The organism is Sinomonas atrocyanea, from assembly GCF_001577305.1.
In the GTDB taxonomy this organism is placed as follows: Bacteria; Actinomycetota; Actinomycetes; order Actinomycetales; family Micrococcaceae; genus Sinomonas; species Sinomonas atrocyanea.
Window position 1 is genome coordinate 1,809,193 of sequence record NZ_CP014518.1, and the last position, 23,484, is coordinate 1,832,676.

Sequence of the window (23,484 nt, forward strand, 5' to 3'; positions counted from 1 at the left end):
AGAATCCTGTGACTAGAGTGACAAACGGGATTACTGCGGTATCGTCTGACGGGTGCGATCTGAACGAGGTGTCCTCGCGGGCGGCCGCGCCGGCGCAGCCCGCGCTGCGCTCGTCCTGGCGCTCTGCCTGGCCTCCGTCGTGCCGGCGGCAGCCCCGAGTGCGACGGCGGATGACAACACGCCCCCGTCGGGCTATCCGACGTGGGCCGACGTCCAGGCTGCCAAGGCGAACGTCGATTCCGCGAAGGCGGAGAGCGACCGGATCGCGTCCCTGCTGACCACTGTCGAATCCAGCGCCGCCGATGCCTCGGCCAAGGCCGTGGCCGCCGGCGCCGCGTACGCGAGGGCCGCGCAGGCCGTGAAGGACCAGGAGCAGGTGGTCGCCGCCCTCGAGCAGGAAGCGGCCAAGAGGGCGTCGGAGCGGGACGCTGCCCAGCGGACCGCCGGCCAGTTCGCCGCCGATTCCTACATGGGCGGCTCACCGAGCGACCCCATCCAGACCCTCTCCGTGCTGGGGCAGCAGGACGGCATCGGCCGACTCCAGACCCTCCAGGTGCTCGGCGACCAGGAAGCACAGGCTGTCACGGACTACCGGGTGGCGGCCAACGCGGCGACCGCCGCCGAGGACAAGTCGCGGGCGGCCAAGGATGCCCTGGCCGACCTCGCCGCCACCGCGGCCCAGCAGCTCAGCGCCGCCCAGGACGCCCAGAAGCAGGCCGAGGACGCGGTCGCCCAGACGCAGCAGCACGAGGACACGCTGGTCGCGCAGCTGGCGGACCTGAAGGGGACCTCTGCGAACGTCGAACGCGGCTACCGGGAGGGCCAGGCGGCGCAGGCCGCCTACGAGGCCGCCCAGGAGGCCAAGCGGCGCGCCGCCGAGCAGGCGGCCCTCGAGGCCCAGCGCCGGGCCGCGGCCCAGGCCGCCGCAGAGCGGGCGCAGCAGCAGGCCCAGCTCGCAGCCCAGCAGCAGGCCCAGCAGCAGGCCGTCGCGCAGCAGAACGCCGCTGCCGTCCAGCAGCCGGCAGCGGCCCCCGCACCGGTGGTCGTCCCCCCGCCGCCCCCGCCGGTCGTGAGCCCGGGCGTGGGCGTCACGGATGACCCGGCAGGTGCGCAGGCCTACGCGTCCGGCCAGCTCGGCGGGTACGGCTGGGGAGGCGGCGAGTACGGGTGCCTCGTCAACCTCTGGAACAAGGAGTCCAGCTGGATGACGGACGCGACCAACCCGTCGAGCGGCGCCTACGGCATCGCGCAGGCCCTCCCGCCGTCCAAGTACTCCACCGCGGGCAGCGACTGGCTCACCAACTACCGCACCCAGATCACGTGGGGGCTCGGGTACATCCGGGACCGCTACGGTTCGCCGTGCGGCGCATGGGCCCACGAAGTGGCCAACAACTGGTACTGACCCCTGCCCAGCGTCCGCTCGCCGCGGGCGCTGGGCCGCCGGGCCGCTGCCGGTACGCTTGATGGGTGAGTTCCACCTTGCCCGCCCCGATCGCCGAGCCCGCCACGACCTCTGCGCCGCGCTCCTACGAGGTGCGCACCTTCGGCTGCCAGATGAACGTCCACGATTCCGAGCGGATGTCCGGCCTCCTCGAGGCAGCCGGCTACGTGAAGGCGCCCGAGGGCGCCGAGCCTGACGTGGTCGTCTTCAATACCTGCGCCGTCCGGGAGAACGCGGACAACCGGCTCTATGGGCACCTCGGTCAGCTGCGCCCGGTCAAGGAGCGGCACCCCGGCATGCAGATCGCCGTCGGCGGCTGCCTTGCCCAGAAGGACCGGGACACGATCCTCGCGAAGGCCCCCTGGGTGGACGCGGTCTTCGGCACCCACAACGTGGGGGCGCTTCCGGCGCTGCTCGAGCGCGCGCGCCACAACGACGAGGCGCAGCTGGAGATCCTCGAATCGCTCGAGGTGTTCCCCTCGACCCTGCCCACCAAGCGGGACTCCGTCTACAGCGGCTGGGTCTCCATCTCGGTCGGCTGCAATAACACCTGCACCTTCTGCATCGTCCCGAGCCTGCGCGGCAAGGAGCGCGACCGCCGGCCCGGCGAGATCCTCGCCGAGGTCCAGGCCCTCGTGGACGACGGCGCGATCGAGGTCACCCTGCTGGGCCAGAACGTCAACTCCTACGGCGTCGAATTCGGCGACCGGCTCGCCTTCGGCAAGCTCCTGCGCGCCTGCGGGCAGATCGAGGGCCTCGAGCGGGTGCGCTTCACGAGCCCCCACCCGGCGGCGTTCACTGACGACGTCATCGACGCGATGGCCGAGACGCCCAACGTCATGCCGCAGCTGCACATGCCGCTCCAGTCGGGCTCCGATCGGATCCTGCGCGAGATGCGCCGCTCGTACCGCAGCGCGAAGTTCCTCGGCATCCTCGACCGCGTCCGCGAGCGGATCCCGCACGCGGCGATCACCACCGACATCATCGTCGGCTTCCCGGGCGAGACCGAGGAGGACTTCCAGGCCACCCTCGACGTCGTGGAGCGCTCCCGGTTCTCGAGCGCCTTCACGTTCCAGTACTCCCAGCGCCCCGGCACGCCGGCCGCGACCATGGCGGAGCAGCTGCCCAAGGCCGTGGTCCAGGAGCGCTACGAGAGGCTCATCGCCCTCCAGGACAGGATCGCCGCCGAGGAGAACGCCGCCCAGGTGGGCCGCACCCTTGAGGTGATGGCGACGGCGCAGCCCGGCCGCAAGGCGGGGGAGACCCACCGCCTCTCCGGGCGCGCACGGGACAACCGCCTCGTGCACTTCTCCGTCCCCGAGGGCGCCCAGGCCCCCCGGCCGGGCGACCTCGTCACCGTGACCGTGACCGAGGCGGCCGCGTTCCACCTCATCGCGGACCCCGCCGACCCGGCCGACTACTCGCTGCGCCGCTCGCGCGCCGGAGACGCGTGGGACCGCTCCCAGGCCGACTCCTGCGGGGTGCCCGCGCCGGGCGCCGGGTCCACGGGCCGCGGGGTGAGCCTGGGAATGCCCGCGCTGCCCGTCCGCGGCGCATAGCCCCGGTGGGACAGGCAGCGCCGAGCGGGCGGCCGGGTTGCGCGGACGACGCCGGCCGCCCACCCGCCGTCGTGCCGGCGCCTCAGGCTCCCCCCGCCGCCGGCTCCGTCCCCGCCGCGCCGCCGGTCATCGCGGTGGTGGGTCCGACCGGGTCCGGGAAGTCGGACCTCGCGGTGGACCTCGCGCTCGCCCTGGACGGCGAGGTCGTCAACGCCGATGCGCTGCAGTTCTACCGCGGCATGGACATCGGCACCGCCAAGGCCACCCTTGAGGAGCGCCGCGGCGTCCCGCACCACCTCCTCGACGTGCTCGAGGTGACCGAGGAGGCCTCGGTCTCCCGCTTCCAGGGGTGGGCGCGGGCGGCGATCGCGGACATCCACGCCCGCGGCCGGCGCGCGATCCTCGTGGGCGGCTCGGGCCTCTACGTCCGCGCCGCGCTCGACGTCCTCGAGTTCCCGGGCACCGACCCGGCGGTCCGCGCCCGCCTCGAGGCCGAGGCGGCCGAGCGCGGCCTCGGGCCGCTGCGCGAGCGCCTGCGCCGTGTCGACCCCGTCTCCGCAGGCCGGCTGGGGGACGCGCGGCGGGTCATCCGCGCCCTCGAGGTGCACGAGCTCACGGGACGGCCGTTCAGCTCCTTCATGCCCGAGCGCCAGTACGCGGCTCCCGCCGTCCAGATCGGCCTCGACCTCGACCGGGCCGAGCTGCATCGGCGCCTCGCCGCCCGCGTCCACCGCATGGTCGACGCCGGCCTGCCCGCCGAGGTCGCCCGGCTCGCCGCCGCGGGGCTGCGCGACGGACGCACCGCGTCGCGGGCACTGGGCTACGGCCAGTTCCTTGCGGTCCTGGACGGGACGTCCACCACGGAGCAGGCCACGGAGGAGACGATCGTCGCGACGAGGCAGTTCGCGCGCCGGCAGCTCACCTGGTTCCGCGCAGACCCGCGCGTGCACTGGCTGGACGCGCAGGCCCCGGACCTGATCGAGCAGGCGCTCGCCGTGGTCCGGGAGGCCGACTCCTCATCGGTGGCGGCTTCACCGCCCCAACCCGAGGCCCGCGGCGCGGCCCGGTAGGCTTGAGGGCATGACCGTTCCGACGACCTCGGTACCCCACGTCCTCGCAGCCCTGGCGGGCCTGCCCTTCGCCAAGGGGCACGGCACCGGCAATGACTTCGTGCTCGTCGCCGACCCCGACGGAGCACTGCACCTCGGCGAGGCAGAGGCCGCGGCGCTCTGCGACCGGCACCAGGGCCTCGGCGCCGATGGCCTCATCCGCGCCATCCGCTCGCGCCGCCTGCCCGAAGGCGAGGCACTCCTTGCCGAGGAGCCTGGCGCGGAATGGTTCATGGACTACCGCAACGCGGACGGGTCCCTCTCGGAGATGTGCGGCAACGGGGTGCGGGTCTTCGTCGCCTTCCTGCTCGATGCCGGCCTCGTCGAGCTCGCGCCCGGCGAGGTGCTGCCCATCGGCACGCGGGCCGGGGTGAAGCGGGTCGAGCGGCGCGAGGACGGCTTCGCTGTGGACATGGGCCCCTGGACGTTCATCCACCCGGAGCACGCCGCCGCCGAGGCGAGCGATGCGACCGTCACCGCCGCCGGCCTCGACGTCGCCCGGCCCGGGCTGAGCGTGAGCATGGGCAATCCGCACACCGTGGTGGCGCTCGCCGAATCGAGCGAGCTCGCAGGACTCGGCCTCCACACGGCCCCGCTCGTCGACCCCGTGCCGCCGCACGGGACGAACGTCGAGTTCGTCGTGCCCTCGGACCCGCTCGTGTCCGCCGGCGTGGGCAGCATCACCATGCGCGTGCACGAGCGCGGAGTCGGCGAGACCCAGTCCTGCGGGACCGGGGCCTGCGCGGCCGCGGTCGCGATCCGGTACTGGGCCGGGGCCGGTGCCCCGGACCGGTGGGCCGTCGGCGTCCCCGGCGGCACGGTGGGGGTCTCCTTCGTGCCGGGCCCCGACGGCCGCGAGCACGTCGAGCTCTCGGGCCCCGCGGTCATCGTGGCGCACGGAACCCTCGGCTGAGCCCAGCGCTCAGCCGGCACCCGTCCCGTCCGGCGGCGGGTAGGTGATCCGCCCGTCCGCGTCGACGCGGGCGAAGGGCGTGAGCTGCGCGCGCTCCTGGGAGGTGGGCGAGATGAGGTGCACCACCTCGACGCCGGCCACGAGGAGAGCGTCGGTGATGAGCCTGCGGTGGCAGCGCCACGGCACTGCCTCGCTGCACATGATGGCGGGGATGCCCTCCTCGGCCAGTCCGACGAGTTCGGTGAGCCCCTCGTGGAAGTCGCTGCCGGCCATGTAGTCGGCATAGTCGCGGAAGCCCTTCACCCGCCACCCGCCGTTCGGAGTCGGCGTGCCCGCAGGCGTGTGCCGGCGGCCGCCCAGGGCCGGCAGCCACCGGTAGCCGAGCCCCGTGGGGAGCCCCTCGCGGAGGGCGTCCTGGTTCCACTGGGGATGCTTCCTCGACGCCGGGAACGAGCGCACGTCCACCAGCTCCGTCACCCCGTGGGGGCGCAGCATCGCCACGAGCTCGGAGAGCTGGCGGGTCGAGTGGCCGATGGTGAAGACCTTCGTCATGGGCCGGACCCCTAGCGGCGGCGGGTGAGGCGCAGCACGCGGAAGCCCTTCGACGTGGCCGGCCGCGCGACGTCGTACGCGTCACCGAGCTCCTCGGCGAGCCACCGCGCGAGCGAGTCCGCCCCGAGGTTCTTCTGCACCACGAGCCACGCCTCGCCGCCCACCTCGAGCCGCGGCAGCCAGGTGAGCAGCAGCTCGTGCAGCGCGGCCTTGCCGATGCGGATGGGCGGGTTGGACCAGATGGTCGAGAAGCGGATGTCGGGGTCGACGTCGCCGGGGAGCTCGGCCGCCACATTGGCGAGCCCGAGCAGGCTGGCATTCTCGGCGGTGAGGGACAGGCTGCGTGTGTTGACGTCGACCGCGTGGACGCGGGCCGCGGGGGAGCGCAGGGCCAGGGTGAGCGCGATCGGCCCCCAGCCGCAGCCGATGTCGAGCAGGTGGCCCTCGGGGGCCGGGTCGGGCGCCTCGGCCAGGAGCACCGCGGTGCCCTTGTCGATGCCGTCCGGGCTGAAGATGCCAGCCGAGGTCCGCAGCGTCACCTCGCGCCCCTCGAGGACCACGGCGAGCGGCCGGCGCACGTCCGGGATGTCGGGGTCGGCGTTGAAGTAGTGTGCCTGGTCCATGGGAATCGAGCCTAGTGCGAATCCGACGGGGGCGTGAGCCGCGCACGGGCAGTGCCCCGCGGGCGGCCCCCAGCATCCGGTATACTTGATTCATGCGCCTGTTCAAGTGACCCGATGACACCTCCCGCTGCCCTCCCCTGAGGTGCGCAGCCGGGGTTTCCGGGCCTTCCCCGAGCCGATGGACCATTCCGGCCGGACCACGAACAGAGACCACCAAGGAGCACCGTGCTGCCCGAGCACCCTCTGGGCGCTTTTCCACAGCCCACCCCGCCTCGCAGTGGCGCCGCCGCGCGCCCGCACTATTCTGGAACTGCATCCTCGAAGGAGACCATGACCGACGAACAGCACACCACGGGATCGTCCCGTGCGGCAGGGGGCAGCGACGCGCCCCAGGACCTCAGCCCGGCCGACATCCAGGCGGTGATTGACAGGATCCTCGCGAAGGAGGAGGCTGCAACCGCCAAGGGCTCCCGGGCCGACCAGCGCTCGGAGCGCCCCCGGGGCGCGCTCGGCGACGGCCGTGCGCTGGCCATCTCCGACGTCGAGACTGAGCACGGAGACTACGACGGCGACCAGCAGGACCTCGCCGAGCGGCGCGCCCTGCGCCGCGTGGCGGGCCTGTCCACCGAGCTCGAGGACATCACCGAGGTCGAGTACCGGCAGCTGCGCCTCGAGCGCGTCGTGCTCGCCGGCCTCTGGTCCGAGGGCACGCTCGAGGACGCGGAGAACTCCCTTCGCGAGCTCGCCGCGCTGGCCGAGACCGCGGGGTCCGAGGTGCTCGACGGCGTGGTCCAGCGCCGCCAGAAGCCGGACGCGGGGACCTTCCTCGGTTCGGGCAAGGCGCTCGAGCTGCGCGACATCGTCGCGGCGACCGGGGCCGACACCGTGGTCGTGGACTCGGAGCTCTCCCCGTCCCAGCGGCGTGGGCTCGAGGACATCGTCAAGGTCAAGGTCATCGACCGGACCGCGCTCATCCTCGACATCTTCGCCCAGCACGCGAAGAGCCGCGAGGGCAAGGCCCAGGTCGAGCTGGCCCAGCTCGAATACCTGCTCCCGCGCCTGCGCGGCTGGGGCGAGTCGATGTCCCGGCAGGCCGGCGGCCGCGTCGGCGCCGCGGGCGGCGGCATCGGCTCCCGCGGCCCCGGCGAGACCAAGATCGAGCTCGACCGGCGGCGCATCCGCACCCGCATGGCCAAGCTGCGCCGCGAGATCGCCGGCATGAAGCCGGCCCGCGAGACCAAGCGGGCCAACCGCAAGCGCAACGAGGTCCCCTCGGTCGCGATCGCCGGCTACACCAACGCCGGCAAGTCCTCGCTGCTCAACCGCCTCACGGACGCGGGCGTGCTCGTGCAGAACGCGCTGTTCGCGACCCTCGACCCGACCGTGCGCCGGGCCGAGACTCCGGACGGCCTGCCGTACACGCTCGCGGACACCGTCGGGTTCGTCCGCTCGCTGCCCACGCAGCTCGTGGAGGCCTTCCGCTCGACCCTCGAGGAGGTCGCGGACGCCGACCTGATCCTGCACGTGGTGGACGCGTCGCATCCGGATCCCGAGGGCCAGATCGCCGCCGTGCGCGCCGTCCTCGCCGACGTCGACGCCCGGAAGGTCCCCGAGATCATCGTCCTGAACAAGGCCGATGCGGCGGACCCGTTCGTCCTCGAGCGGCTCCGCCAGCGCGAGCCCCGCCACGTCGTGGTCTCGGCCCGGACGGGGCAGGGCATCGCGGAGCTCAAGGAGGCCATCAGCGACGCGATCCCGCGCCCCGACGTGGCCCTGACGATCCTCGTGCCCTACAGCCGCGGCGACATCCTCAACCGGCTGCACACCTCGAGCGCGGAGATCCGCTCGCTCGAGCACGTCGAGTCGGGCACGCGCGTCGAGGTCGTGGTCCGGGAGGAGTTCGCGGCGGAGCTGGAGCCGTTCGTCGTCCATGACTGATCCCCACCGCACCGCAGCGCACGACGGCGGGGGCGCGCCCGCCGTCGTGCGCCCACCGTCCGCCGGCGCGGCAGACGAGCGCGAGGCGCTCGGCCTCCTGGACGCGGCGGTCGCCGCGATGGGCGGCCAGCAGCGCGACGGCCAGCACGAGATGGCCAGGCAGGTCGCCCGGGCGATCGCCGACGGCCAGCACCTCCTTGTCCAGGCCGGCACCGGCACCGGCAAGTCGCTCGCGTACCTCGTGCCGCTCATCGCGCATGCGCAGGCGAGCGACCGCCCGGCAGTGGTGGCCACCGCGACGCTCGCGCTCCAGGCGCAGATCGTGGGCCGCGACCTGCCGCGCCTGCTCGAGGCGGTCACGCCCCACCTGGACCGGCCGGTGGACGTGGCCCTGGTCAAGGGCCGCTCCAACTACCTGTGCCGGCACAAGCTCGAGGGCGGGTTCCCGACCGACGAGCCGGCCGAGGGCCAGCTGTTCTCCCTCGGCGAGGACGCGGTGCCCCACCCGGGCGCCGGGCCCACGAGCCAGCTCGGCCGCGAGGTGCAGCGGCTGCGCGAGTGGTCCGAGGAGACCGAGACCGGGGACCGCGACGACCTCGTCCCCGGCGTCACCGACCGTGCCTGGCGGCAGGTCTCCGTGACCGCCCTTGAGTGCCTCGGCGCGCAGAAGTGCCCCTTCGCCGCCGAATGCTTCAGCGAGCTCGCCCGCCAGCGCGGGGCCGAGGCCGACATCGTCGTGACCAACCACGCGATGCTCGCCATCAACGCCTTCGAGGGCCTCAATGTCCTCCCGGAATATGACGTGGTGGTCGTCGACGAGGCCCACGAGCTCGCCGACCGGGTGACCGGCGCCGTGAGCGCCCAGCTCTCCGGGCAGATGATCCAGGCGGCCGCCTCGAGCGCGCGCCGGCACTGCGCCATCTCGGTCGAGGCGCTCCAGGGCGCCGCCACCGCCCTGGAGCTCTCGCTCACCTCCGCACCTACCGGCCTCCTGGCGCGCGGCCTGAACGAGGAGCAGGCGCAGAACGTCGCGCTCGTCCGGGACGCGTGCCGCGTGGCCCTCTCCGACTCGAAGCCTGGGGAGTCGCAGTCGGCCGACGGCGCCCGGCAGGTCGCCCGGTCGCGGCTCATGGCCGTGCTGGAGGTCTGCGAGCGGCTCCTCGATGCCGAGGCCAACCGCGAAGTCGTCTGGGTCACCCGCCTGGGCGCCCCGGACCCCGTCACGGGCTACTCCACGCCGGACGACGACGCACCGGCCATGCTCCACATCGCGCCGCTGAGCATCGGCGGCAGGCTCCGCGACGGGCTCTTCGACGGGCACACCGTGGTGCTCACGAGCGCGACGCTCGCGATCGGCTCCGCCTTCGAGCCCACCGCGGGCGCCCTCGGCCTCCTGGGGCCCGGCGCGCCCACCTGGACCGGCGTGGACGTCGGCTCCCCGTTCGACTACCCGAAGCAGGGCATGCTCTACGTCGCCCGGCACCTGCCCAAGCCCGGCCGCGGCGTCTCGCCCGAGGCGCTCGACGAGCTCGAGGCACTCCTTGCCGCCTCGCGCGGCGGGGCGCTGTGCCTGTTCTCCTCGCGGCGCGCGGCCGAGGAGGCCGCCGACGAGCTGCGGTCGCGGCTGGAGACCACGATCCTGTGCCAGGGCGAGTCGTCCATGAGCGCGCTCGTGAAGCAGTTCGCGGCGGAGCCGGACACCTGCCTGTTCGGGACCATGTCCCTCTGGCAGGGGGTCGACGTGCCGGGGCAGTCGTGCCGGCTCGTCGTGATCGACCGGATCCCGTTCCCGCGCCCGGACGACCCGCTCATGTCCGCCCGCTCCCGGGCCGTCGCCCAGGCCGGGGGCAACGGCTTCATGAGCGTCTCCGCGACCCACGCGGCGGTGCGCCTCGCCCAGGGCGCCGGGCGGCTCATCCGCACGACCGCGGACCGCGGGGTCGTGGCCGTGCTCGACTCGCGCCTCGCCACCGAGCGCTACGGCGCCTTCCTGCGCGGGGCACTGCCGCCGCTGTGGGGCACCACGGACCGCCGCGTGGTGCTGGACGCGCTCGGGAGGCTCGCGCAGGCGGGCTGAGGCTGCGCTCAGACGGAGCGCAGCACCGAGACGACCTTGCCCATGACCGTCGCCTCGTCGCCCAGGATGGGCTCGTACCTGGTGTTCTGGGGCAGGAGCCAGGTGTGGCCGTCACGCTGCCGGAACGTCTTGACCGTGGCCTCGTCGTCGAGCAGGGCGGCGACGATGTCGCCGTTCTCGGCGCTGTTCTGCCGCCTGACGACGACCCAGTCTCCGTCGCAGATGGCCGCATCGATCATCGAGTCGCCCTTGACGCGGAGCATGAACAGCTCCCCGTAGCCCACGAGCTGGCGGGGGAGCGGCATGACGTCCTCGACCGCCTGGTCGGCGAGGATCGGGCCACCGGCGGCGATGCGGCCGACGAGCGGGACCATGGCCGTGTCCGCTGCGGACGCCATGGTCTCCAGCGTGGCCCCGCCGGCGCCGAGCAGCGCCGCGGCGCCCTCGCCGCTAACGCTGAGCTCGCCCTCGTCGAGGGTGAGCGGCATCAGGACCTCCATGGCGCGCGGACGCTTCGGGTCGCGCCGCAGGTAGCCGAGCTTCTCCAGCTGCGACAGCTGGTGCGTGACGCTCGAGAGGCTAGCGAGCCCGACCGTGTCGCCGATCTCGCGCATCGAGGGCGGGTACCCCTTGAGCTGTACCGAGCGCTGGATCGTCTCGAGGATCCTCTTCTGGCGCGCCGTCAGCCCTTTTGCCGCCTTCGTCCGTGGTGCCATGCCGTCCCTGTCCCTTCGCCGCCCGCGCCTCCGCGCGGTCTGTACCGGCTCGGGACCAGAACTGTCGGACCCCCTCCGCACCATGTCTCCATGGCCTTGAGAGGGAGCAGCCGGTCCGAAGGTTCGGGCCCGTGCCCCGTGCTGCTCCCACCGTAGGACAGTTGTGTGCACCTTTCAAACACATGTTCGAGCGAGTCTGGACATTGTTCGTGGACAGGTGCTAGGAAGGAACCAAGAAGTTCGAAGATGCATTCGAAGAAACTGCACCTCCGAGTCCCGCTCCTGCGCTGGAGCTTCGAAGAATCGAAGCCCGCCGCGCCGCCGGACCCGGGAGGTGCAGGGGAAGGCAGACCATGGCACACGCGATCCATCTCGGCCCCCTCGCGGCACCCCGCGCGGCACGGACCTCCCGCACGCCGCTGCGCCTGACGCGGCGGGGACGCATCGTCCTCGTCGTCGTCCCGCTGTTCCTGGCAACGCTCGCGATGCTCATCGCATGGGCGGCCCTCACGGTGCCGGCCCAGGCGGGCGCGGCGCCCCTCACCGGCCCGGGGGCCACCGTGACCGTGACGGTGCAGCCGGGGGAGTCCCTGTGGACGATCGCCGCCCGGCGCGTGCCGAACCAGGATCCGCGGGTCACCGTCAGTCAGATCCAGGACCTCAACGGCCTCACCGGCGTCCGGGTGCTCCCCGGCGAACAGATCCTCGTCCCGGTCCTCAAGTAGCCGCAAGGCGGCTCCGGTGCCGGGCGTCACGAACGCCCTGTCCTGCCGCCTCCGAATGGGGTGCGCCGAGGGCGCTGGCGTAGGCTGGAGCAGTGGACGACCAGCTTCAGCGACTCAACCGGCTCCCTCTCCGCGATGACCTCCGCGGCCAGCATCCGTACGGCGCGCCGCAGATCGATGTCCCCATCCAGCTCAACGTCAACGAGAACACCCACGGCGTCCCGCAGGACGTCCAGGACGCCATCGTGGAGGCCGTCCGCGGAGTCGTCGGGGGCCTGAACCGGTATCCGGACCGTGAGTTCACGCGGCTGCGGGAGTCCCTTGCCGAGTACCTCGGGCACGGCCTCGCCCCGGAGCAGCTCTGGGCCGCCAACGGGTCGAACGAGGTGCTGCAGCAGATCCTCCAGGCCTTCGGCGGCCCGGGGCGATCGGCCCTCGGCTTCCCTCCCACCTACTCGATGTACCCGCTGCTCGCCGCCGGGACCGGCACCGCGTACCTGAAGGGCACCCGCCAGGAGGACTTCGAGCTCACCGCAGCCTCGGCCGCGCGCCAGGTGCGCGAGCTCGCCCCGAACATCGTCTTCCTGTGCTCGCCCAACAACCCGACCGGGACGGCTCTCGGCCTCGACGTGGTCGAGGCCGTCTACGAGGCGGGCGAGGCGAGCCAGGCCATTGTCATCGTCGACGAGGCGTACGCCGAGTTCGCCCAGCTCGGCACGCACAGCGCCCTCACGCTGCTGCCCGGCCGCCCCCGGCTGATCGTGACGCGCACCATGAGCAAGGCCTTCGCCCTCGCCGGCGCACGCCTGGGCTACCTCGCCGCCGCCCCCGAGGTCATCGACGCGCTGCGCCTTGTCCGCCTCCCGTACCACCTCTCCGCCGTCACCCAGGCCACGGCGCTCGCCGCGCTCGAGCACCGGGCCTCCCTCATGGCCGAGGTCGAGGAGATCAAGCACCAGCGGGACCGCATCGTGAAGGAACTGGCGCGCATGGGCCTCACCCCGGCGTCCTCGGACTCGAACTTCGTCTTCTTCACAGGTCTCGGCGACCCGCAGAAGATCTGGCACGGCCTGCTCGAGGCGGGCGTGATCGTGCGCGACGTCGGGATCCCCGGGAGCCTGCGGGTCACCGCGGGCACCGAGCGCGAGACGAGCGCGTTCCTGACGCGGCTCGAGGAGCTCCTCGCCGCGGACGGCCGCCTGCCCGCCGCCTAGAATAAAAGAAGCACCCCCGCAGACGCCTGATCGAAGGACACACACCCATGAGTACCGAGCTGCAGACCGCGCCCGTGACCCAGCGGACCGCGCGGATGGAGCGCACCACGAGCGAGTCCTCGGTCCTCGTCGACATCAACCTCGACGGCACCGGCCGCTCCGACATCTCCAGCAGCGTCCCGTTCTACGACCACATGCTCACGGCCCTGTCCAAGCATTCGCTGATCGACCTGACCGTGAAGGCGACCGGGGACACGCATATCGACGTCCACCACACCGTCGAGGACATTGCGATCACGTTCGGCGAGGTCCTCAAGCAGGCGCTCGGCAACAAGGCCGGCATCCGCCGCTTCGGCGAGGCCTCGGTGCCGCTCGACGAGGCGCTCGCGCACGCGGTCGTGGACGTCTCGGGGCGCCCCTACCTCGTCCACAGCGGGGAGCCGGCAGGCCAGGAGTACCACCTCATCGGCGGCCACTTCACCGGCTCGCTCACGCGCCACGTGTTCGAGGCCATCACCCTGCACGCCGGGATCTGCCTGCACATGAACGTCCTCGCGGGCCGCGACCCCCACCACATCGTCGAGGCCCAGTTCAAGGCCTTCGCCCGGGCCCTGCGCGCCGCCGTCGAGCCGGACCCGCGCATCGGCGACGCCATCCCGTCCACGAAGGGGGCCCTGTGACCGCGGCGCCCGACGCCCTTCCCACCGCCCCCGAGGGCACCCCGGGCGCGGTCGTCGTCGACCCGAGGCACGCCGCGGAGAAGGTGCCGGACCCGCACGGCCGGCCCACCGTCGTCGTGCTCGACTACGGATCGGGGAACGTCCGCTCCGCGGTCCGCGCCCTCGAGCGCGCCGGAGCGGCCGTAACCCTGAGCTCGAAGGCCGAGGACGCGCTCGCGGCGGACGGCCTCGTCGTGCCCGGGGTCGGGGCCTTCGCGACCGTCATGAAGGAGCTCGCCGCGGTCGACGGACTGCGGATCATCGGCCGCCGCGTCGCCGGGGGACGGCCCGTCCTCGCCATCTGCGTCGGCCTGCAGGTCATGTTCGAGCGCGGCATCGAGCACGGCGTCGAGGCCGAGGGCCTCGGCGAGTGGCCCGGCACGGTCGAGCTCCTCCCCGCCGACGTCGTCCCGCACATGGGCTGGAACACCGTCACCGTCCCCGAGGGCTCGAAGCTCTTCGCCGGGGTCGAGCACGAGCGCTTCTACTTCGTGCACTCCTACGGGGTGCAGTCGTGGGACTTCGAGGTGGCCCAGCCGCGCATGGCGCCCCCGCTCGTGACGTGGAGCGAGCACGGCGCGCCGTTCATCGCCGCGGTCGAGAACGGCCCCCTGTGCGCCACCCAGTTCCACCCCGAGAAGTCGGGCGACGCCGGGGCCCGGCTCCTGCGCAACTGGGTCGAGTCGCTCACCAAGCCCGCTGCCGGGGCGTCCTGACGCATGTGGTCCGTGCTGCTGTTCGGCCTCGCGGGGCTGCTCGTCGGTGGTGCCGTCTCGTTCCGCCGCCAAGGACTGCCCAACTGGACTTGGATCGCCTTCGGGGCGCTCGCCGCAGCCGCCCTCGTGGCGGCCTACCTGCTGACCCTGCCGGCCGCGTGAGCCGGCGGAGACGACACTGAGGGAGACACCATGACCGACCAGGCCCCCGTCCTCGAACTGCTGCCCGCCGTCGACATCGTCGACGGCCAGGCCGTCCGGCTCGTCCAGGGCGAGGCCGGCAGCGAGACCGGCTACGGCTCGCCGCTCGATGCAGCCCACGCGTGGCAGGACGCCGGCGCCGAGTGGGTCCACCTCGTGGACCTCGACGCGGCGTTCGGCCGCGGCGACAACCGGGCGCTCATCGCCGAGGTCGTGCGCGGCCTCTCGCTCAAGGTCGAGCTCTCCGGCGGCCTGCGCGACGACGCCTCCCTCGAGGCGGCGCTCGAGCTCGGGGTGGCCCGGGTGAACCTCGGCACGGCGGCGATCGAGGACCCCGAGTGGACGGCCAAGGCCATCGCCCGCCACGGCGAGCGGATCGCCGTCGGCCTCGACGTGCGCGGCACGACCCTCGCCGGCCGCGGCTGGACCAAGGAGGGCGGGAACCTCTGGGACGTGCTCGCCCAGCTCGAGGACGCCGGGTGTGCCCGCTACGTCGTCACCGACGTCACCAAGGACGGCACCCTCCGCGGGCCCAACGTCGAGCTCCTGCAGCAGATGTGCGCCCGCACGGACAAGCCCGTCGTGGCCTCCGGCGGCATCTCCAGCCTCGAGGACCTCCGCACCCTGCGGACCCTCGTGCCCCTCGGCGTCGAGGGCGCGATCGTGGGCAAGGCCCTCTACTCCGGCCAGTTCACGCTGCCGGAGGCGCTCGACGTCGCCGGGCGGCGCTGAATGGCCGGGGCGCACGACGACGGCCCGTCGCCTTCGACGGAACGCCGCCTTCCCGGGCACATCGCCGCGGCGCTCGCCCGCGCCGGCCGCCCAGCCGACTCCGCCGGCCAGCCCTGGGACGGGCGCGACCTGAGCGGCGACGGCAACCCCCTCCACCAGTTCGACGCCGACGAGGGCCGCCCGGACCCGGCCGTGGCCGCCGCGGTCGCCGACCTCGTCGCGGGCACCGGGAGCGAGGCCGGCGTCCACCGCGCCCTCGCCGGAGCGCGCGTGTTCGTCGCCGTGGTGGCCAGCCTGGCCGAGGGAGGCCTCGGCGAGCACGGCTTCGCCGAGGACAAGGAGGCGGACATGGCCCTCGTGACGGTCGCCGCCCCGGACGGCCGCAAGGCGCTGCCGGTCTTCACCTCCGTCGAACGCCTCGAGGCGTGGCACCGGGACGCGCGCCCGGTCGCCGTGTTCGCTCCCCGCGCCGCGCTCTCCGCCGTCTCCGAAGGCGCCGAGCTGCTGGTGCTCGACCCGGGCGCTGACGTCACCCTCGTGCTGCGGCGCCCCGCGGTCTGGGCGCTCGCCCAGCAGAAGGAATGGACCCCCTCGTACGCGGACCCTTCCCTCGTGGACGAGGTCGAGAAGGCCGCTGAAGGGCTCGCCCCGGTGCGCGGCATCGCGATCTCCCCGGGCGCAGGGGTGGCGTCGAGGGATGCGGCGGGGCGCATCGTCGCGGGCGGCGGCGCGGGGCCGGAGCTGCGCCTCACGGTCTCCCTCGCGCCGGGTTTGCCAGCGGAGGCGGTGCGTGAGACGGTGTCAGAGCTGAACGGCAGGCTCGCCGTCAGCACCCGCTTCGCGGAAGCCGTCGACTCCATCGAGGTCAAGGTCCGCGCCGCGGACGGCTGAGTTCCGCCCTGCCACCGCCGGGCGGTGCGCACGGAAGAGGAACCCATGGACTTCGCCCAGTACGGGCACCTGTGGCGCCGGAAAGAGGTCCGGCGCCTGCTGCTCGTGGCGATGGTCGCGCGGCTCCCGCACTCCGCCGCCGGCGTGCTCCTGACCCTGCACGTCGTCCAGACCCTCGGCCTCGGGTACGCGGCCGCGGGCGCCGTGGCGGCGGTACTGACGATCGGGATCGCCCTCGGTGCCCCGTGGAGGGGCCGCAGGGTCGACACGGTGGGACTGCGGCCCGCGCTCATCCCCTCCATCGTGGCGGAGGCGGTCGTGTGGGGCGTCGCCCCGCACCTGGACTACCCATGGCTGCTCGTCGCGGCACTCGTGGGCGGCCTCTTCGCTCTGCCGGTCTTCTCGGTGGTGCGCCAGTCCCTCGGCGTCATGACCCACGCGGGGCAGCGCCGCACCGCCTTCGCCCTGGACTCGATCTGCACCGAGGTCACCTTCATGGTGGGCCCCGCCCTGGCCGCCTTCGTCGCCGTCGACGTCTCCACGGTCTGGGGCCTCATGGGGGTCGGCGCCTCGGCAGCGTTGGCAGGCCTCGCCCTGCTGTGGTTCAACCCGCCCACCCGCACGGGGCAGCCCGGAGCGGTTCCGGTCACCGACGCTGACGGCGCGGAGCTCGTCGAGGTGGCCTCCGGGCCGGAGTCGGCAGAGTCTCCCGCGCCCACCGAGGTCGCTGCCGGCCAGGCGGACGGAGCGTCGGGCCTGCGGCGCCTCCTCGGCCGGGTTCCCGGCGGTCCCGCCTGGGCCGGCGTGGCGGTCATCGTGGTGATGGCGGTCGCGTTCGGCGCAGGGATGGTCCTCTCCGGCACCGATGTGGGGATCGTCGCGATCCTGCGCGAGCATGGCGAAGGGGGCCAGCTCGGCGTCGTGTTCTTCTTCTGGTGCTTCGCCTCCCTCGTCGGAGGCCTGCTCTATGGGGCGATGCACCGGCCCATCTCGCCACTGGTCCTGCTCATGGCCATGAGCGTGCTGACCATCCCGATGGGCCTGGCCCACGACACGCTGACCCTCAGCCTGCTCTCGGTGCTGCCCGGGCTCCTGTGCGCACCGACGCTCTCGGCCGCCTCGGAGCGGGTCGCCGAGCTCGTCCCGGAGCGCCGCCGCGGCGAAGCGATGGGCTGGTACGGGTCCGCGCTCACCGCGGGGACCGCGCTCGGATCGCCGCTGACGGGCACCATGATCGACACGGTGGGCCCGTGGTCCGGCTTCGTGGGCATCGGCGCCGCGGGGACCCTCCTGTGCCTGGGCGGCATCGTCGCGCAGAGCGCACGACGGCGCCGCTCGCCGCAGTCGGTCGGCTGACCGCGGCGAGCGCCCGTCGCTAGTTGACCGGGCCCGTGTACTTCTCGCCCGGGCCCTTGCCCGGCTCGTCCTGGATCACGGACGCCTCGCGGAAGGCGAGCTGGAGGGAGCGGAGCCCGTCGCGCAACGGCCCGGCGTGCTGCGAGCCGATCTCGGGGCGGCCGCGGTCACGAGCCCCGCGAGCGCGGTGATGAGCTTGCGGGCCTCGTCGAGGTCCTTCAGCTCGGCCGCGTCCGCACCGTCGGCCAGCCCGCACTTGACGGCGGCCGCGCTCATGAGGTGGACCGCCGTCGTCGTGATGACCTCCACGGCCGCGACCTCCGCGATGTCACGCACCCGGGCATCCACGTCCGGGGTGCCGGCGGGGTCCGCGTCGAAGCTGTGGCGGTGGGCGCCATCGGAGGGCATGGGGGCATTGGGGGTGGTGCTGCTCATGCTGATAAGCTTGGCACAGACCGACTGGATGTCGTTATTCACGCGTGAGCCGTTCGACAGCCCGGCCAGCACCCCCACAGGGCGCTGGTGAGGGTTTTCGTGCGCCTACCCTGTATACTTGACTGACAGTTTGCAAGCGGAGATCACCTCCCACCTGTCGGCGTCCGGGCCTCGCGGCCGGAAAGCTGCCGGGTACTCAGGTTGGCCGGCCCGGCGTACGTCGGGCCGAGCAGGCTCGCCCCGACGGGGAGGGCGCCATCCGAGGCCTCCGATTGCACCGGCAATCGGGGGCCTTCCTTGTTGCCGGGGCACTTCCGTCACATGTACAGGAGCTTGAACATTAGCGATCCACGCATCAATGAGCGAATCCGCGTTCCCGAGGTTCGCCTCGTAGGCCCTGCGGGCGAGCAGGTGGGCATCGTACGCATCGAAGATGCGCTGCGACTGGCTACGGAGTCAGACCTCGACCTCGTCGAGGTGGCGCCCCAGGCCAAGCCACCGGTATGCAAGCTGATGGACTTCGGCAAGTACAAGTACGAGGCTGCGGTCAAGGCACGCGAGGCGCGGAAGAACCAGACGAACACCGTTCTGAAGGAGATCCGGTTCCGCCTCAAGATCGACAAGCACGACTACGAGACCAAGAAGGGCCACGCGCTCCGCTTCCTCGGTGCCGGCGACAAGGTCAAGGCCATGATCCAGTTCCGCGGCCGCGAGCAGCAGCGCCCCGAGATGGGCATCCGGCTGCTCCAGCGGTTCGCGGAGGACGTCGCCGAGGTCGGTTCGATCGAGTCGTCGCCCCGCATCGACGGCCGCAACATGGTCATGGTGATCGGCCCCCTGAAGAACAAGGCGGAGGCGAAGGCGGAGGCCCGCCGTGCAGCGCAGCGCGCTGCCGACAAGGCCAAGGCCGAGGAAGCGAAGTCCGCCTCGGTCACCGCCGGGCAGGCGCCGCTGACCCAGTCGCTGGGCGACGCGATCCCCGCCGAGTTCCTCCAGGCCGCCCAGGCCCGCGAGAACGCGGAGCCGGAGGCAGCCCCCGCCGCAGCGGAGGCTCCCGAGGAGTCCGTGGCCCAGGCAGCGGAGCCCGCCGAGGCGCCGCAGGCTGAAGCCCCCAAGGCTGAGGCCCCGAAGGCTGAGGCTCCGAAGGCCGAGGCCCCGAAGGCTGAGGCTCCGAAGGCCGAGGCCCCGAAGGCCGAGGCTCCGAAGGCTGAAGCCCCCAAGGCTGAGGCGCCCAAGGCTGAGGCCCCGAAGGCCGAGGCGCCCAAGGCCCCTGCGCCCGCGCAGCCGGTCGCGCCGAAGCCCGCAGCCGAGGCCGCCCCGAAGCCTGCCCAGTCGGCCCCACGGCCGGCGGCGGCGCCCAAGCCGGTGGTCCCGAAGCCTTCGGTCCCCAAGCCGGGCGCGCCGCGCCCGTCGTCGGCGGCACCGAAGCCGTCCGCCCCGAAGCCGACGGCGCCCCGGCCGTCCGGCCGCCGGGGCAACTAGACCAGACCTGGCCGGGCCGGTCCGCTCGCTCCTGGTGAGCGGACCGCCCGCCGAGTCCGCCGCCGCAGGCCCAGCCCGCGGGCGGCACGCAACGAGTCGGCCTGTGCGAGCAGGCCGCCAACGAAATCCGCGGCCCCGTGCCGCGGGAAGCAAAAGGAGATCGGTTCCCATGCCGAAGATGAAGACGCACAGCGGCGCCAAGAAGCGCTTCAAGCTGACCGGTTCCGGCAAGCTCAAGCGCCAGCAGGCCAACCGCCGCCACTACCTCGAGCACAAGCCGACGACGCTCACGCGCCGCCTCGCGGCGGACAAGATCGTCTCGGGCGGCGACGCCAAGGTCATCAAGCGCATGCTCGGCATCTGATTTCTTCCACCCACCGGCCCTGAGAGGGGCCACGAGCCATCCCGGCCGGGCAGAGCCCGGGTGTCTGGGAGAGATTCAAAAGGAGTACGCACGTGGCACGTGTGAAGCGGGCAGTCAACGCCCTGAAGAAGCGCCGTACCGTCCTCGATCGGGCGTCCGGCTACCGTGGTCAGCGCTCGCGCCTGTACCGCAAGGCCAAGGAACAGCTGCTGCACTCGTTCGTGTACAGCTACCAGGACCGCCACAAGCGCAAGGGCGACTTCCGCCGCCTGTGGATCCAGCGCATCAACGCTGCCTCCCGCGCCAACGGCCTGACCTACAACCGCCTCATCCAGGGCCTCAAGGCCGCTGAGGTCGAGGTCGACCGCCGTATGCTCGCCGAGCTGGCTGTCTCCGACGCCGCCGCGTTCGCGGCCCTCGTCGAGGTTGCGAAGAAGGCCCTCCCGGCCGACGTCAACGCTCCGGTCGCCAAGTAGCCCCGAGAGCAGCATCGCCCAGCGCCCGCGCAGCCCAAGGCTGCGCGGGCGCTGCCGCGCTCCCGGCAGGATCGGGCTCGCTAGAGTTGGTCCGTGATACCGAGTCCGACCATGACCAACCCCCGCGCCGACCGCGTCCGCGATGTCGCGAAGCTGGCCACGCGGGCGGCGAGGAACCGCCGCCGCCAGTTCCTCGCCGAGGGGCCGCAGGCCGTGCGCGAGGCCCTGCGCCTGGACGCCGATCGGCGCGCCGAGGGGGGCGCGCCGATCGTCGTCGAGCTCTACGCGAGCGAGTCCTGTCTCTCCCGCCATCCCGAGATCGCCCATCTTGCCGAGGCCACCGGCCGGCTGCGCCTGGCGGACGACGACGTGCTCGCGGCCATGGCCGACACGGTGAACCCGCAGGGCATCGTGTCCGTCTGCACCATGCTCGACGTTCCGCTCTCCGCTGTCCTGGCTGAGCAGCCGCGGCTGCTCGCCGTCATGTGCCGGGTCCAGGACCCGGGCAACGCGGGGACGATCCTGCGCGCTGCCGACTCCGCCGGCGCCTCCGCGGTGGTCCTCACGGCGGGGAGCGTCGACATCTACAACCCCAAGGCCGTCCGCAGCACGGCCGGCTCGATCTTCCATGTGCCGGTGGTCATCGGCGTCGACCCCGCAGCGTTCGCTGCCGAGGCCCGCGGGGCGGGCCTGAAGATCCTTGCCGCCGACGGCGCCGGTCCGCTCGACCTCGACGGGCTCCAGGACGCCTCGGCCGCGCGGAGGGCCGGCGGCGAGGGGACCGCGGGGGATTACCGGCTCGAGGACCCGACCGCCTGGCTCTTCGGCAACGAGGCCCAGGGGCTCAGCCAGGCCGAGAAGGACCTGGCCGACCACCGCGTCGCCGTCCCGCTCTACGGGCGGGCAGAGAGCCTCAACGTCGGCACCGCCGCGACAGTCTGCCTGTATGCGAGCGCCAGGAGCCAGCGGCGCTGAGCCGGGGCAGATGCCCGTAGGGTAGGACGGAGCCGTCCGTGCGCACCTCACGGCAGCGGCTGCACATCAGTCTGGGCTCTGCAAGGAGGGGACCATGTCGTCCGGTGGTGGGACCAAGGCCGTCGTTGCCGCACTGGCAGCAAACCTGTCGATCGCGGTGATGAAGTTCCTCGCGTTCGCGCTCACGGCATCCTCGTCGATGCTCGCCGAGGCGATCCACTCGGTCGCAGACTCCGGCAACCAGCTGCTCCTCCTCCTCGGGGGCAAGCGCGCCCGCAAGCAGGCGAATCCCGAGCACCCCTTCGGGTACGGGCGCGAGCGGTACATCTACGCGTTCATCGTCTCGATCGTCCTGTTCAGCGTCGGCGGACTGTTCGCCCTCTTCGAGGCCTGGGAGAAGTTCAAGGACCCCCATGGCATCGAGGGCCCGTGGTGGTGGGTGCCGCTCATCATCCTCGTGGGTGCAGCGACGGCGGAGGGCCTCTCCTTCCGCACCGCGGTCAAGGAGGCGAATCAGCTGCGCGGCCGCCAGTCGCTGGTGGCCTTCGTGCGCAACGCGAAGCAGCCCGAGCTGCCCGTCATCCTCCTCGAGGACTTCGGCGCGCTGCTGGGCCTCCTGTTCGCCCTCGCCGGGGTCTCGCTGACACTCGTGACGGGCAACGGGCTGTGGGACGCCGCGGGGACGGCCATGATCGGCCTGCTCCTCGTGGTGATCGCCGCCGTGCTCGCCCTGGAGACCAGCTCGCTCCTCCTGGGCGAATCGGCCACCCGGTCCGACGTGCGGCGCATCGAGGCGGCCATCACCGCGGACGGGACCCGGATCATCCATCTGCGCACCATGCACCTCGGCCCGGAGGAGCTTCTGGTCGGCGCCAAGATCACCGTGGCCCGCGGGGCGAGCGGGGCCGAGATCGCGCGGACCATCGATGAAGCCGAGGCCCGGATCCGCTCATCCGTCCCGAGCGCACGGGTCATCTACCTCGAGCCGGACATCCACCGTGACGGGGACGCGCAGCCGTCCGCCGTCGCGGAACGGCCCGCCGGATAGCGCCGGGGCGCGGTCAGCGCGCCCGGCGCCGCTCGAGGGCGCCGCTCAGCAGCGCGATCCCGAGGCCGAGCACGGCGAGGCCCGCTCCGACGTACGCCGGCGCCACGAAGCCCCACCCCGCCGCGATGACCACGCCTCCGAGGAACGCGCCGAGGGCGTTGGCCACGTTGAGCGCCGAGTGGCTCAGCGAGGTCGCAAGGGTCGCGGCGCCCGGCGCCGAGTCGAGCAGGCGCGCCTGGAGCGCGGGGATGAGGATCGAGCCGGAGCCGCCCACCACGAACACCATGAGCAGGGCGAGCGGCCACACGGGGGCGGCGAGCCCGTAGAGCACCATCACCCCGGCCACGGCGGCGAGAGCCCAGTAGATCGTGCCCATCACGGAGCGGTCGGCGAGACGGCCGCCGGCCATGTTGCCCACGACCATGCCGAGCCCGTACAGGGCCACGACCACCGGCATCAGCGCCTCCGGCAGTCCGGCGATGGACGTCATCGTATGGGCGATGTACGTGTAGGTGGCGAAGAAGCCGCCGAACCCGACCACCCCGACGGCGAGGGCGAGCCACAGCTGCCCGCGCCGGAGGGCGGAGAGCTCCCGGCGGATGCTCGCCTCGGGGTGCGGCGGCTCGTACGGCACGAAGCGGGCGACCATGGCGACGCACGCGAGTGCGATCGCCGCGGTCACCACGAACAGCAGGCGCCAGCCGAGGGACTGCCCGAGCCAGGTCGCGGCGGGCACACCGAGGACGTTGGCGATCGTCAGGCCGGACATCACCGTGGCGATGGCCCAACCCCTCTTGGTGGGTGCCACGAGCGAGGCGGCGATGACCGCGGCCGTGCCGAAGTAGGCCCCGTGCGGAAGGCCCGCCGCGAAGCGGGAGACGAGCATCGCGCCATAGTCGGCGGCCACGAAGGAGGACAGGTTGGCGACGGCGTAGAACGCCATGAGGCCGAGGACCAGGGCCTTGCGCGGCAGCCGGGCGCCGATGGCCGCGAGCAGGGGCGCCCCCACCACCACGCCCAGGGCGTAGGCGGAGATGAGCTGGCCGGCCTGCGGGGTGCTGATCGCGAGCCCGCGCTCGATCTCCTTGAGCAGTCCCATGGTCGCGAACTCGACCGTCCCGATCGCGAAGCCGCCGAGCCCGAGGGCCAGCATGGCCCAGAAGAGGGGCTTCGGCGCGAGCAGCGTGGAGCGATGTCCTCGCGCGGTGCCGCTGCCGGCAGG

General features: G+C 72.9%; 23 protein-coding genes and 1 pseudogene. 19 read left to right on the forward strand and 5 right to left on the reverse strand.

The annotated features are described in order from the left end of the window. Positions 1–52: 52 nt before the first annotated feature. The 4 genes from SA2016_RS08345 (at position 53) to dapF (ending at position 5,022) form a co-directional block, all read left to right on the forward strand. On the forward strand, positions 53–1,402 hold the full coding sequence (locus SA2016_RS08345) for an aggregation-promoting factor C-terminal-like domain-containing protein (RefSeq protein ID WP_066497274.1): 1,350 nt from the start codon (positions 53–55) through the stop codon (positions 1,400–1,402). Positions 1,403–1,467: 65 nt separating this feature from the next. Further along, entirely contained in the window at positions 1,468–3,000 is a 1,533-nt protein-coding gene (miaB, locus tag SA2016_RS08350; RefSeq protein WP_066497275.1) for a tRNA (N6-isopentenyl adenosine(37)-C2)-methylthiotransferase MiaB, read from the forward strand. Positions 3,001–3,071: 71 nt separating this feature from the next. Continuing rightward, positions 3,072–4,070 (forward strand): tRNA (adenosine(37)-N6)-dimethylallyltransferase MiaA, encoded by a 999-nt coding sequence (gene miaA, locus SA2016_RS08355; RefSeq protein ID WP_066497276.1) that lies wholly within the window; start codon positions 3,072–3,074, stop codon positions 4,068–4,070. 10 nt (positions 4,071–4,080) lie between these two features. Then, positions 4,081–5,022 carry a diaminopimelate epimerase gene (dapF, locus tag SA2016_RS08360; protein WP_066497278.1) on the forward strand — a complete coding sequence of 314 codons (942 nt, stop codon included), beginning with the start codon at positions 4,081–4,083 and terminating at the stop codon, positions 5,020–5,022. Between the two features lie 9 nt (positions 5,023–5,031). On the opposite strand, the gene SA2016_RS08365 is transcribed toward dapF, so the two are convergent. Then, complete coding sequence (locus tag SA2016_RS08365) at positions 5,032–5,574, reverse strand: DUF488 domain-containing protein (RefSeq protein WP_066497279.1); 543 nt, start codon at positions 5,572–5,574, stop codon at positions 5,032–5,034. A gap of 11 nt (positions 5,575–5,585) precedes the next feature. Continuing rightward, positions 5,586–6,197, reverse strand: a complete 612-nt coding sequence (locus SA2016_RS08370) for a class I SAM-dependent methyltransferase (protein WP_066497281.1) — start codon at positions 6,195–6,197, stop codon at positions 5,586–5,588. Positions 6,198–6,527: 330 nt separating this feature from the next. Between SA2016_RS08370 and hflX the strand changes: the two genes are divergently transcribed. Continuing rightward, positions 6,528–8,135, forward strand: a complete 1,608-nt coding sequence (gene hflX / locus SA2016_RS08375; protein WP_066497282.1) for a GTPase HflX — start codon at positions 6,528–6,530, stop codon at positions 8,133–8,135. Next, positions 8,128–10,212, forward strand: coding sequence for an ATP-dependent DNA helicase (locus SA2016_RS08380; RefSeq protein WP_084249414.1), 2,085 nt, complete (start codon positions 8,128–8,130; stop codon positions 10,210–10,212). Before hflX ends, SA2016_RS08380 begins: the two co-directional genes overlap by 8 nt. A gap of 8 nt (positions 10,213–10,220) precedes the next feature. Here the strand turns inward: SA2016_RS08380 and lexA are convergent, their stop codons facing one another. Beyond that, positions 10,221–10,928 carry a transcriptional repressor LexA gene (gene lexA / locus SA2016_RS08385; protein ID WP_066497283.1) on the reverse strand — a complete coding sequence of 236 codons (708 nt, stop codon included), beginning with the start codon at positions 10,926–10,928 and terminating at the stop codon, positions 10,221–10,223. Positions 10,929–11,281: 353 nt separating this feature from the next. Here lexA and SA2016_RS08390 point away from each other — a divergent pair, with 353 nt between their 5' ends. From SA2016_RS08390 to SA2016_RS08420, 8 genes are all read left to right on the forward strand, one after another. Beyond that, the gene (locus SA2016_RS08390) at positions 11,282–11,653 is read left to right on the forward strand and encodes a LysM peptidoglycan-binding domain-containing protein (protein ID WP_084249415.1); all 372 of its coding nucleotides are present in this window, start codon (positions 11,282–11,284) and stop codon (positions 11,651–11,653) included. 92 nt (positions 11,654–11,745) lie between these two features. Next, positions 11,746–12,867 (forward strand): histidinol-phosphate transaminase, encoded by a 1,122-nt coding sequence (locus tag SA2016_RS08395; protein ID WP_066497284.1) that lies wholly within the window; start codon positions 11,746–11,748, stop codon positions 12,865–12,867. 47 nt (positions 12,868–12,914) lie between these two features. Then, positions 12,915–13,547 carry an imidazoleglycerol-phosphate dehydratase HisB gene (gene hisB / locus SA2016_RS08400; RefSeq protein ID WP_066497286.1) on the forward strand — a complete coding sequence of 211 codons (633 nt, stop codon included), beginning with the start codon at positions 12,915–12,917 and terminating at the stop codon, positions 13,545–13,547. Between the two features lie 83 nt (positions 13,548–13,630). Next, on the forward strand, positions 13,631–14,302 hold the full coding sequence (hisH, locus tag SA2016_RS08405; protein ID WP_141305470.1) for an imidazole glycerol phosphate synthase subunit HisH: 672 nt from the start codon (positions 13,631–13,633) through the stop codon (positions 14,300–14,302). A gap of 3 nt (positions 14,303–14,305) precedes the next feature. Continuing rightward, positions 14,306–14,464, forward strand: a complete 159-nt coding sequence (locus tag SA2016_RS21755; RefSeq protein ID WP_503413212.1) for a CG2302 family histidine operon protein — start codon at positions 14,306–14,308, stop codon at positions 14,462–14,464. 30 nt (positions 14,465–14,494) lie between these two features. Further along, entirely contained in the window at positions 14,495–15,235 is a 741-nt protein-coding gene (priA, locus tag SA2016_RS08410; RefSeq protein WP_066497288.1) for a bifunctional 1-(5-phosphoribosyl)-5-((5-phosphoribosylamino)methylideneamino)imidazole-4-carboxamide isomerase/phosphoribosylanthranilate isomerase PriA, read from the forward strand. Continuing rightward, entirely contained in the window at positions 15,236–16,126 is an 891-nt protein-coding gene (locus SA2016_RS08415; protein ID WP_066497289.1) for an SseB family protein, read from the forward strand. Positions 16,127–16,171: 45 nt separating this feature from the next. Next, positions 16,172–17,482 (forward strand): MFS transporter, encoded by a 1,311-nt coding sequence (locus tag SA2016_RS08420; protein WP_066497290.1) that lies wholly within the window; start codon positions 16,172–16,174, stop codon positions 17,480–17,482. Positions 17,483–17,501: 19 nt separating this feature from the next. Here SA2016_RS08420 and SA2016_RS08425 read toward each other — a convergent pair. After that, positions 17,502–17,890 (reverse strand): annotated as a pseudogene (locus SA2016_RS08425) (DUF1844 domain-containing protein). 348 nt (positions 17,891–18,238) lie between these two features. Between SA2016_RS08425 and infC the strand changes: the two are divergent. The 5 genes from infC to SA2016_RS08450 all read left to right on the forward strand — a co-directional run bounded on the left by infC (position 18,239) and on the right by SA2016_RS08450 (position 22,262). Beyond that, positions 18,239–19,399: a translation initiation factor IF-3 gene (infC, locus tag SA2016_RS08430; protein ID WP_066497292.1), complete on the forward strand. Its 1,161-nt coding sequence runs from the start codon at positions 18,239–18,241 to the stop codon at positions 19,397–19,399. Positions 19,400–19,568: 169 nt separating this feature from the next. Continuing rightward, entirely contained in the window at positions 19,569–19,763 is a 195-nt protein-coding gene (gene rpmI, locus SA2016_RS08435; RefSeq protein ID WP_066497294.1) for a 50S ribosomal protein L35, read from the forward strand. A gap of 92 nt (positions 19,764–19,855) precedes the next feature. Beyond that, positions 19,856–20,239 carry a 50S ribosomal protein L20 gene (rplT, locus tag SA2016_RS08440; protein WP_066497295.1) on the forward strand — a complete coding sequence of 128 codons (384 nt, stop codon included), beginning with the start codon at positions 19,856–19,858 and terminating at the stop codon, positions 20,237–20,239. A gap of 111 nt (positions 20,240–20,350) precedes the next feature. After that, positions 20,351–21,214, forward strand: a complete 864-nt coding sequence (locus SA2016_RS08445; protein ID WP_066497296.1) for a TrmH family RNA methyltransferase — start codon at positions 20,351–20,353, stop codon at positions 21,212–21,214. A 94-nt stretch (positions 21,215–21,308) separates the two neighbouring features. After that, complete coding sequence (locus SA2016_RS08450; RefSeq protein WP_066497298.1) at positions 21,309–22,262, forward strand: cation diffusion facilitator family transporter; 954 nt, start codon at positions 21,309–21,311, stop codon at positions 22,260–22,262. Positions 22,263–22,275: 13 nt separating this feature from the next. Here the strand turns inward: SA2016_RS08450 and SA2016_RS08455 are convergent, their stop codons facing one another. Next, positions 22,276–23,415: an MFS transporter gene (locus SA2016_RS08455; protein ID WP_229710845.1), complete on the reverse strand. Its 1,140-nt coding sequence runs from the start codon at positions 23,413–23,415 to the stop codon at positions 22,276–22,278. Between the last annotated feature and the right edge of the window lie 69 nt (positions 23,416–23,484).

What these genes read in the sequence shown, in the direction of transcription:
- SA2016_RS08370 (WP_066497281.1), bottom strand. Translation starts at nt 6,197, where the DNA reads ATGGACCAGGCACACTACTTCAACGCCGACCCCGACATCCCGGACGTG.
- SA2016_RS08420 (WP_066497290.1), top strand. Translation starts at nt 16,172, where the DNA reads ATGGACTTCGCCCAGTACGGGCACCTGTGGCGCCGGAAAGAGGTCCGG.
- SA2016_RS21755 (WP_503413212.1), top strand. Translation starts at nt 14,306, where the DNA reads ATGTGGTCCGTGCTGCTGTTCGGCCTCGCGGGGCTGCTCGTCGGTGGT.
- SA2016_RS08455 (WP_229710845.1), bottom strand. Translation starts at nt 23,415, where the DNA reads ATGCTGGCCCTCGGGCTCGGCGGCTTCGCGATCGGGACGGTCGAGTTC.
- infC (WP_066497292.1), top strand. Translation starts at nt 18,239, where the DNA reads ATGTACAGGAGCTTGAACATTAGCGATCCACGCATCAATGAGCGAATC.
- SA2016_RS08390 (WP_084249415.1), top strand. Translation starts at nt 11,282, where the DNA reads ATGGCACACGCGATCCATCTCGGCCCCCTCGCGGCACCCCGCGCGGCA.
- rpmI (WP_066497294.1), top strand. Translation starts at nt 19,569, where the DNA reads ATGCCGAAGATGAAGACGCACAGCGGCGCCAAGAAGCGCTTCAAGCTG.
- hflX (WP_066497282.1), top strand. Translation starts at nt 6,528, where the DNA reads ATGACCGACGAACAGCACACCACGGGATCGTCCCGTGCGGCAGGGGGC.
- SA2016_RS08445 (WP_066497296.1), top strand. Translation starts at nt 20,351, where the DNA reads ATGACCAACCCCCGCGCCGACCGCGTCCGCGATGTCGCGAAGCTGGCC.
- SA2016_RS08450 (WP_066497298.1), top strand. Translation starts at nt 21,309, where the DNA reads ATGTCGTCCGGTGGTGGGACCAAGGCCGTCGTTGCCGCACTGGCAGCA.
- dapF (WP_066497278.1), top strand. Translation starts at nt 4,081, where the DNA reads ATGACCGTTCCGACGACCTCGGTACCCCACGTCCTCGCAGCCCTGGCG.
- SA2016_RS08380 (WP_084249414.1), top strand. Translation starts at nt 8,128, where the DNA reads ATGACTGATCCCCACCGCACCGCAGCGCACGACGGCGGGGGCGCGCCC.
- priA (WP_066497288.1), top strand. Translation starts at nt 14,495, where the DNA reads ATGACCGACCAGGCCCCCGTCCTCGAACTGCTGCCCGCCGTCGACATC.
- SA2016_RS08365 (WP_066497279.1), bottom strand. Translation starts at nt 5,574, where the DNA reads ATGACGAAGGTCTTCACCATCGGCCACTCGACCCGCCAGCTCTCCGAG.
- hisB (WP_066497286.1), top strand. Translation starts at nt 12,915, where the DNA reads ATGAGTACCGAGCTGCAGACCGCGCCCGTGACCCAGCGGACCGCGCGG.
- lexA (WP_066497283.1), bottom strand. Translation starts at nt 10,928, where the DNA reads ATGGCACCACGGACGAAGGCGGCAAAAGGGCTGACGGCGCGCCAGAAG.
- SA2016_RS08415 (WP_066497289.1), top strand. Translation starts at nt 15,236, where the DNA reads ATGGCCGGGGCGCACGACGACGGCCCGTCGCCTTCGACGGAACGCCGC.